Annotated in this window: 5 protein-coding genes; 4 read left to right on the top strand and 1 reads right to left on the bottom strand. The window is 41.4% G+C overall.

Annotation, left to right across the window (positions count from 1 at the left end):
- Nucleotides 1-1,891 (top strand): alpha/beta hydrolase family protein (locus tag CXF78_RS02380; RefSeq protein ID WP_102035859.1); only part of this gene is annotated, 1,891 nt, incomplete at its 5' end.
- A 442-nt stretch (nucleotides 1,892-2,333) separates the two neighbouring features.
- Here the strand turns inward: CXF78_RS02380 and CXF78_RS02375 are convergent.
- The gene (locus CXF78_RS02375) at nucleotides 2,334-2,900 is read right to left on the bottom strand and encodes a TetR/AcrR family transcriptional regulator (RefSeq protein WP_102035858.1); all 567 of its coding nucleotides are present in this window, start codon (nucleotides 2,898-2,900) and stop codon (nucleotides 2,334-2,336) included.
- A 127-nt stretch (nucleotides 2,901-3,027) separates the two neighbouring features.
- On the opposite strand from CXF78_RS02375, the gene CXF78_RS02370 reads away from it, so the two are divergent.
- The 3 genes from CXF78_RS02370 to CXF78_RS02360 form a co-directional block, all read left to right on the top strand.
- Nucleotides 3,028-3,687, top strand: coding sequence for a peroxiredoxin-like family protein (locus CXF78_RS02370; protein ID WP_102035857.1), 660 nt, complete (start codon nucleotides 3,028-3,030; stop codon nucleotides 3,685-3,687).
- Nucleotides 3,684-4,826: an L-dopachrome tautomerase-related protein gene (locus tag CXF78_RS02365; protein ID WP_102035856.1), complete on the top strand. Its 1,143-nt coding sequence runs from the start codon at nucleotides 3,684-3,686 to the stop codon at nucleotides 4,824-4,826. The genes CXF78_RS02370 and CXF78_RS02365 overlap by 4 nt, the downstream gene beginning before the upstream one ends.
- 447 nt (nucleotides 4,827-5,273) lie before the next feature.
- Nucleotides 5,274-9,810: PAS domain S-box protein (locus CXF78_RS02360; RefSeq protein ID WP_257984811.1), on the top strand; the 4,537-nt coding region annotated here is incomplete at its 3' end.

Below are 9,810 nucleotides of genomic sequence, written 5' to 3'. Positions count from 1 at the left end.
GTCACCTAATGGCAAGTATTTACTACAATCGACCATTGAATACCAAGCTAGCCAAGGCGATACGCCGATTCAAGTGACCGAGTTACGTAAATTATCGGACAACAGCGTGATGTACCGCTGGCAAGATAACCGCCCAAGCAGTGCGGTTTGGTCAAGCGACTCTTCACAGCTCGTCTTTGTGGCTAACAAACAAATTCAATTATTTAATGTTGCTGATTTGAGCATTAACTTAGTCGCGACTGATATGGACAATGTGTCTGGTCTACAGTGGTTAGGTGACACTGTGTTATTTAGCTGGGAAAAGCCCTTTAAAGCCGACGACAAAGCGACATCAAAACGTTTTCAAGCATTAGAAGACCGTTGGAGTTATTGGCGTAACAACAGTCAACTCTATCAAGTAGATGTTGCCTCGGGCTTTATCCGTCAACTTACAGACAACAAAGTCAGCAGCTCTTTGTTAGACAGTAATGCAGATAAAGGCAAACTATTGTTAACGCGATCGCCAGTGGATTATGCACAGCCAGCCCATGGAATAACGCAGCTTATTGAGCTGACGTTAGCTGATTTAAGCGAAACCATGATTGGTGAATATCGCAGTTTTAATAGTGCACTATATGCTGATGACGGTATGTATATTACCGCCGGGCCGCGTTTTATGGACGGCACAGGAATACAAGATCCTAACCTTGAAGTGAATGATTATGATGGTCAGTTATATTGGTGTGATGCTAAAGGCAATGTCAGTGCACTTAGTAAAGAGTTTGATCCTTCCATAGGCAGCATCACCAAGCTTGAAAATGATGATTTAATTGTGACGGTAACCGAAGGCGACCGTGCACCTTTGTATTTATTTGATAAAAGCAAAACACGCTTTAATCGAATAGACACTGGTGTGGATATGATCGACGGCTTTAGTGTTGCCATTGAGCAATCTACACCCACATTAGTATTTGCAGGTACCTCTGCCACTGCTCCGCAAAAAGCCTATAAAATGAAGGTTAATTCAAGCCGTAAACAGTTGCTGTTTGATAGTCAACAACTGAGCTATGCCAACACGCGTTTAGGTAAAATTGAAGATTTTGATTTTACCAATACCCATGGGCATAACATTGATGGCCGTGTTTATTTACCTGCCGATTTTGATGCCAGTAAAAAGTATCCCGCATTAGTGTATTACTATGGCGGTACCTCACCTGTAGGGCGTCACTTTACCGGGCGCTGGCCATTTAATTTATGGGCAGCCCAAGGTTATGTTGTGTATGTTGTGCAACCAAACGGTGCAACCGGATATGGCCAAGCCTTTAGTGGCCGTCATGTTAATGCCTGGGGCAAGTACAGCGCTGACGATATTATTGAGGGCACTAAAGCCTTCTTAAATGCGTACCCATCAGTTGATGCTAAACGTGTGGGAAATATGGGTGCATCTTATGGTGGTTTCATGACCATGTATTTGGCTACAAAAACCGATATTTTTGCGGCGTCAATGTCGCATGCGGGGATCAGTAATTTATCGTCTTACTGGGGTCATGGCTGGTGGGGTTATGGTTATTCTGGCGTGGCCAGTCGCGGCAGTTTTCCGTGGAATAATCCAGAGCTCTATGTAGAACAAAGTCCGCTTTATCATGCTGACAAAATTACCACGCCGTTATTGCTTATTCATGGTAATGCCGACACCAACGTTCCAGTAGGTGAAAGCCATTACATGTACACCGCGCTTAAGCTATTAGGTAAAGAAGTTGAGCTGGTTGAGTTTAACGACCAAGACCATCACATCAATACCCGCCAAGCCCGTTTTGATTGGTGGAATACCACTATGGCATGGTTCGATATGAAGTTAAAAGATGAGCCACAGTGGTGGAACAGTATCTATCCTGAGACAAAAGAACAGTAGTTACTTAACCTCAACTCGGGGTAATAAACGTTTATCAAACGGCCGTTTTTCTTGTTAACTGTGTTGTTTTGGCTTGTAATTGGTTAGCTATTGACGCATCGATGCGCCTTGCTAGCAAAACAAATGACAAGTTTGATATTAAATAAGCCGAATATTGTCATTTTGCCTTACATATCCCACCTCTTAACCCGAGTTGAGGTTACTTAAGGTTAAACAGCCTCGCATTGCGAGGCTGTTTTTTTACGTGTGGGCAACGTGCGCAAAAGGACCTAATCAAAATGATGTGGTCATTGGAAAGTTTGACGTTGAGCGACCACTTACATAGGTAAACTGTTGCACCAAGATACCGCTGTTATCATCAATAACAACGAGGTTAAACTGTCCACATTCAGTCCCGTGACAGCAGGGGGGGAACTCTCAATATACTGGGTACCGTATAAGCTTAGCACTCAACTTTTAACCATGGCAGTAGCGCGTTGATAGTGTTGGTTTGGGTTGCTGCTGATTCTGACTGATAGCCATAGATGCGGATACCGAATGTGACGGTCATCAGTTGAGCTGCATAGGCTTTAGCTGTTTCAGCCTCATATAATTGGCTCAGGTAATGTTGATATACATGCTCAATCTCAGTTAATTGTGATGAAGCAAATTTGTATAGCTCGTTACCTTGAGAGGCGAGTTCAAGTTGGGTTTTGATTAAGAAGCAACCGCAGTAATCACAAGACTTTGACTGCTCGACAATGTTGTCGAGGATCTGTCTAATACCTGCTTTGACATCGTCAGCCTGTTGCATTAATTGATGAATAGCCTCAATCGAAAAGGTGGCATAGCGTGCTAAGGCTGCTTGGAATAAGCCTTCTTTGCTATCGAATTCATAATATAAGCTACCTGGTTTTAATCCGGTGGCTTTAGTGATTTGCTGAATGCTCGATGCGGCATAGCCATTTTGCCAAAATAGGGTGATGACCTTATCTAATACGTCCGCTCGTTCAAAATTTTTCTTTGCCATGACATCGATCCTCAATCGTTACTGACGCTATAATAGCACTACTTGAATGATTGTTCAAAAACTGCTTGCGTTGTTGTTATGATTTGATTATCTTGAATGAATATTCAAGATAAAATGAGACGCTATTATGTCATTATCCACCCAGCTGACTGAAAAACGAGATGCCAACGCTGCCAATTTACCTCCTGAGGTATTGGCGATCATGTCGGATGCGACGTTAAACCTGAAGTTATCCGGCATTATCGATAGCGCACCTAAAGCGGGTGATAAACTGGCTGCGTTTTCGTTAACCAATCCATTGGGCGTTACCCGTCATTTAACCGATTTGTTAGCCAATGGACCGCTTGTGGTAACATTTTATCGTGGCAATTGGTGCCCTTATTGTAATTTAGCCTTGCGTGCCTATCAGCAGCATCTTGCTGAATTTAAACAGTTAGGGGCAACACTGGTGGCTATTACGCCTGAGTTACCTGATATGTCACTTTCAACGGCAGAGAAAAATGAGCTCGAGTTTGATGTCTTGTCAGATGTGAATGCCGAGTATGCCAAAGCGCTTGGTTTAGTCTTTTCGTTACCCGATTCTATTCGTGATCTGTACCAGAAATTTGGTGTAGAAGTAGAAAAACATAATGGTGCGGATCAATTTGATTTTCCATTAGCGGCGACCTTTGTGGTTGCAAAAGACGGCACCATTGTGAAAGCATTTGTTGATGCTGATTATACTTACCGTCTTGATCCTGAAGATATCATTAGCTCATTAAAAGCACTGCAGGGATCTAATTTATGATGTTTAAAAGTTTATTTGAATCTACAACCGCTATGGTACCTAAAATGAACATACTACCTAAAATAGTGTTGTTATCTAAAACGCGAGTGATTGCGTCTTTAGTGTTACTGAGTAGTTTATTTATCAGTACTGTATATGCTGCCGATTATTCAGTGTTCCGCGAGTTAGACAGCCAACATCCCCCTGGTAATGTGGCCGTGTCATCTACTGGGCGAGTTTTCATGAGTAATCATCATTTTTACGGTGTTGATTCGAGAATTGTTGAGCTTAAAAAAGATGGATCTATCGTCGATTACCCTAATACAGAGTTCAATCAAAATCTTAATCCTGTTTTGGGCGTGGTGATTGATGAACAGGGCATTTTATGGATGCTTGAAACTGCTTCTACTGACGGTGTCGGGCGACTTATAGGTTGGGACACTCAACAAAACCGTTTATATAAAATGATTTCTTTAGCGGCACCAGTATTGCCGGATAATTCATTTTTGAATGATCTTGCAGTTGATAGGCAACATGAAGCGGTATATATATCCGATCCTGCTGGTGGCAGTAATGCGGCATTAATTGTGGTTGATTTAACGAGTGGCACAGCAAGACGAGTATTAGATAGCAGCGTTTATACCCGTCCTGAAAATGTTGATACGGTGATTAATGGCAATACTTTATCTATCGGTGGCCAGCCTATTCGTATTGGGGTTGATTCACTGACCATAGACCCTAATAACGAGTGGGTTTATTTTGGTGCATTAAGTGGTGAGAAGTTATATCGGGTGCACACTCAATATCTACTAGATGCTAAATTATCGGCCAATATGTTACGCAGCAAAGTGGAGTTTTATGCTAATAAGCCTGTCAGCGACGGCATCACCATTGATAATGGCGGCAACATTTATGTTACTGATATAAGCAATAATGCTGTCGGTTATATCGACACAGATCGTCAATATCATATTTTGCATCAAGATAGTGACAAGTTCAGTTGGTCTGACGGCTTTTCAACTACGGTCGATGGTAAGTTGTTAGTTACGGTGAATAAGTTACATCAGTCTCCAGCGGTTAATAACCAGCAAGACAAAAGTGACGGCCACTATTATATCATTCAGTTTGACGCATTAACCGAAACGACAGTTGGGCGTTAGAGCGGGATAATTTGGAATTAGAAGCTAGATGACTAGAGCGCTAGATGCTATAAAAGCAAAGCCTAGGTGACTAGAGCGCTACGCTGCTAGATGCTATAAAAGCAAAGCCTAGGTGACTAGAGCGCTACGCTGCTAGATGCTATAAAAGCACAAGCCTAGATGACTAGATTCTAGCTGACTCGGTTCTATAACATCTTAACAGCGCAGCTGTCCCTAGCAGGACGTAGTCCGTCCTAGAAGCGTAGCGCACTAAAACCTAGCGTCTAAGCTTTACAGCTCTGCTGTCCTTAGCAGGACGTAGTCCGCCCTAGAAGCGCAGCGCACTATCCGCGTAGCAGTCTAGATTCGTAATCAATTTCGGAAACACTATATTTTTCAATGTCTAGCTTGTAAAAAAAGCATTTGTCGTCCAAAGTTAATGTCTGTGACTCTTAACTAATGATAAAAATGACCAGACTATCTAGCTATAAAAATGCGCTTAAATTGGGTATTGGAGTATTTTCTTGTGGCTTAGTCATCAGTTTTATTACTGCTTTAAGTGTTAATAATCAAAATAACACTATCATTACTCAATCTCTTAAAACGGTGACAGAGCAAGTTGCTAACAATATTATTGATCGTATCGTATTGTATCAATATGGTTTAAGAGGTGCTCGAGGGGTTATTTATACCGTTGGTGAAGATAATATTTCTCGTGATTTTTTTAAAAAATATAGCTTAACTCGCGATTTTGAAAGTGAGTTCCCCGGTGCGCGAGGGTTTGGTTATATCCGCCGTGTACCAGCCAACGATGAAGCGAGTTTTGTTGCCAAAGCTAAACTTGATGATTGGCCCGATTTCAGTGTGCGTCAACTTACTCCCCATGATGATGAACGGTACGTGATTGACTATATCGAACCCGTTGAGCGTAATCTCGCCGCTGTCGGTTTAGATATTGCCTCTGAACAAAACCGCAAAAATGCCGCACAACAAGCATATTTAACGGGTGAGACACGCTTAACCGGTCCAATCACGTTAGTGCAGGCGACTGGTCATCCGTTACAAGCCTTTCTTATTTTAATGCCCATTTACCGTACTGGACTGACTCCAGCAACCCCGGCGTTAAGGGAGCAACAAGCTTTTGGTTGGAGTTATGCGCCACTCGTTGCCAATGAAGTTTTTGAACAGATTAATTTATCCCGTAAAACCACTAAACTATTGGTCAATGATGTGACCGATGCTCAAAATAATGTCATGTTTTATGAAACACATGTTGATGAGGTTAATCCATTAACATCTTTTGTTGTTACATTAGATCGTGAAATATTTGGACGTAAATGGCAAGTGTCGCTAGTGGCTTACCCTGAGTTTGTCAGCGGTTTGCATTTAAGCTCACCCAAAATTGTGTTTAGTTATGGTGCGATTGTGAGCTTGTTATTGGGTGGGCTTATTGGTTTTTATGGCTACGCATTAGGTCGTAAGCGTATCATTATGGAAGATAATGAAAGACGTGCCAATATTTTAGAACATTCGCTGGATGCCATTATTAGCTTTGACTGCGATGGTATTATTACCAGTTGGAATGATGGTGCGGTAATGATGTTTGGTTATGAAAAACATGAGGTGATAGGCCTCAAGAAAACAACGTTTATTGTACCAAACGATGGCTATGATGCCGAAAATGAAAAATTTAATCAGGTATTAGGTGGTAAATCGTTACTAAATTTTGTTAGCCAACATAAACGAAAAGACAATGAATTACTGTCAACATCGATGACCTCACTGGCTATTTATAATGAGTTTGGCAAAATTATCGGCGTTAGCCAAACCATTCGAGATATTACGGTACAGCTGAATGCTGAAAAGCAAATTTTAAACATAAATGCCAGCCTTGAACGTAAGGTTACCGAGCGAACTCAAGCGTTACAGCAAGCACTGTCAGAAAATAAAACCTTACTTGATAATATTAACCAGCAGCTGCTTTATTCTGAAACCGATAAAAATGGCGTTATCTTGGTGGTAAATGATAATTTCTGTCAAACATCAGGGTTCACTCGCGAGCAAATGATTGGTAAGAAACATTCTATTTTAAAATCCAATGAACATGACCGTGCCTTCTGGGAACAGATGTGGCAAACAATTCATGCTGGCAAGACCTGGCATGATGAAATTTGTAACCGAGATAGACAGGGCAATATTAAATGGCTTGATACAGTCATTGCCCCTGTAATGGATGAAAACGGTCATCTTGTTCGCTGCATCGCATTGAGGATTGACATTACTGAACGTAAAAATACCCAGTTAGAAAAGAATAAACTCGCGTCTTTACTCACAAACGTGCTTGCCGCGGCAACAGAAATTGCGATTATTTCAACCGGTAATGACGGCATTATTAACATTTTCAATCGTGGTGCAGAGTTATTACTTGGTTATAAGGCTGAGGAGATTGTAGGTAAGCAAAGTCCTGCAATTTGGCATCTTCCTTCAGAAATACGTCAACGCAGTAAAGAGTTAACCAAAGAATTTAGCGAAGATATAAGTGCTTTTGATGTGTTCGTTTATAAGCCAAGAACGCAAGGACCTGAAACGCGTATCTGGACGTATATTCGTAAAGATTCTTCTCAGTTTCAAGTGTCGTTGTCGGTTTCGGCTATGCGCGATCACAGTGGAGAGATTGTAGGATATTTAGGTGTTGCGGTGAACATCGATCAAATGATCAAGCAGCAAGAAGAGTTAGTGTCGGCCAGTAATCAACTAAGTAAAGCTGCCGAAGTTGCTGAGTTAGGTATTTGGAATTTAGATTTAGACACCGACAATTTACAATGGAACGATCGTATGTTTGCAATGTACGATTACCCATTAGCGCTTACAGGAAAGGGCTTAAATTACCAACATTGGCAAAAACGGATCCATCCTGATGACATTGATATGGCAGAACTTGCTTTACAACAAGCCATTGACTTGAATATTCCTTATGAACCGACTTTCAGGATCATTACCAGCTCGAATCAAATTCGCTACATTCATGCCGGGGCCCAAATTAGTTATGATAAAACAGGCAAACCTGTGCGGGTGGTAGGGATTAATCGTGACATTACAGAGCAACGCGAGTTAGAACAAACTTTGCGTTTGGCTAAACAAGCCGCAGATGCAGCGAGTGCGGCTAAATCGGCATTTTTAGCCAATATGAGTCATGAAATTCGCACTCCAATGAATGCGGTATTAGGCATGCTACAACTTATTCAGCATTCTGATATGAGCCGCCAACAGGCTGATTATGTCACTAAAGCGGAGATTGCAGCGAAGTCATTATTAGGGCTATTAAATGATATTTTAGATTTTTCGAAAATTGATGCTGGTAAGTTAGAACTTGATTTGCATCCGTTTCAACTCGAAACCTTAATGCGCGAATTAGCGGTGATGTTAGCGGCCAACGTACACAGTCAACATTTAGAAGTCATTTTTGATTTAGATCCTGCCATTCCGTACTTGCTTGAAGGCGATGAACTTCGTTTACGACAGGTGTTGTTAAATCTTGCGGGTAATGCGATTAAATTCACCTCTGAAGGTCATGTTATTGTTGGGGTACACTGTAACGAGTGTACTGCGAATCAAGTGAATTTAACTATTTCGATTACTGATTCTGGCATCGGAATTAGTCCTGAACAAAGCAGCAAAATTTTCCAAGGTTTTGTTCAAGCAGAGTCTTCAACGTCAAGACGATTCGGCGGCACAGGGTTGGGATTAGCTATCACTAAAAGTTTAGTTGAGTTGATGGGGGGAGAATTATCATTATCGAGCAATGTTGGTGAGGGAAGTCGTTTTTGGTTTGAGTTGACGTTTAATATTGTTGAAGTGAAGAATAACGATCTAGATATCGATTTACTGGGTAAGAATATTCTGATTGTTGATGACAGTAAAATGAGTCGTAAAATTTTATCCAAAACCTTAATGGCCCATGGTGCTTATGTTAATGAAGCTCATAATAGTAAACAGGCTATCAATCTTATAGAGCAAAGCTTAAATGCCAGCAGTCACTATGATGTGATTATTATGGATTGGCGCATGCCCGATATGAATGGCTTAGAAACCGCCAATCATATTCAAGCGATGTTTCCGGCAGGTAAGGCTCCAGCCATTATTATGCTGACGGCATATGGTGCAGAGGTGATGGAACAAACCAAACAATATCGCCAGCAACCTTTTGTGAGTATGTTGACCAAACCTGTTACCGCCAACTTAATGCTTGAGGCCGTTTACCGAGCCATAAATGGTTTAGTTCAGCCTGTGCAACCTAGAAAAATAACCCATTTAGTCTTAAAAGGTGTCAGGGTGTTGGTGGTTGAAGATAATCAGCTTAACCGCCAAGTTATTGATGAATTATTACGCCTACAAGGCGCGGTAGTGACATTGGCTAAAGACGGTATAGAGGGGGTTGATTGGGTTACTAAGTCAAATAATCAATTTGATATTGTCATTATGGACATGCAAATGCCAGTAATGGATGGACTTGAGGCTACGCGCCTTATTCGTGCCGATGGCCGATTTAATGATTTACCTATTTTAGCGATGACGGCTAATGCATCGCTTGCTGATAAAACATTATGCTTAGAGGCTGGTATGGATGATCATATTGGTAAGCCGATAGACATGACTCTTTTGTTACCTTGTATACTTAATCTGTTAGGCCAAGATAATAGCGCTTATTATCATTCAACTGTCAATAATTCGCCTATTGCATTACCAGAGGTGATTGATGATGGTGACGATGAAGCGATTATCGAAAATTCTGATTCTATTTTGCGTCGTTTTGGTGGAGAGCTTGCATTTTTCATTGATGTGAAACATCATTTTGCATCAGAAATGGCAGAGCAATTGTCATTACTTACTCAAGCATTTGCACTACAAGATAACAATGCTATCAGTAGTATTGCTCACACAATTAAAGGCACCTCTAGCAATATTGGTGCTAAGCGACTCGCAGCTCTGTCTCTGATACACAGCG

It is taken from the genome of Shewanella sp. 11B5, assembly GCF_002836795.1.
Lineage (GTDB): Bacteria > Pseudomonadota > Gammaproteobacteria > Enterobacterales > Shewanellaceae > Shewanella > Shewanella frigidimarina.
Note: the sequence above shows the minus strand (reverse complement) of the source record. Positions and strands in the feature narration are given on the sequence as shown.

What these genes read in the sequence shown, in the direction of transcription:
- CXF78_RS02375 (WP_102035858.1), bottom strand. Translation starts at nt 2,900, where the DNA reads ATGGCAAAGAAAAATTTTGAACGAGCGGACGTATTAGATAAGGTCATC.
- CXF78_RS02370 (WP_102035857.1), top strand. Translation starts at nt 3,028, where the DNA reads ATGTCATTATCCACCCAGCTGACTGAAAAACGAGATGCCAACGCTGCC.
- CXF78_RS02365 (WP_102035856.1), top strand. Translation starts at nt 3,684, where the DNA reads ATGATGTTTAAAAGTTTATTTGAATCTACAACCGCTATGGTACCTAAA.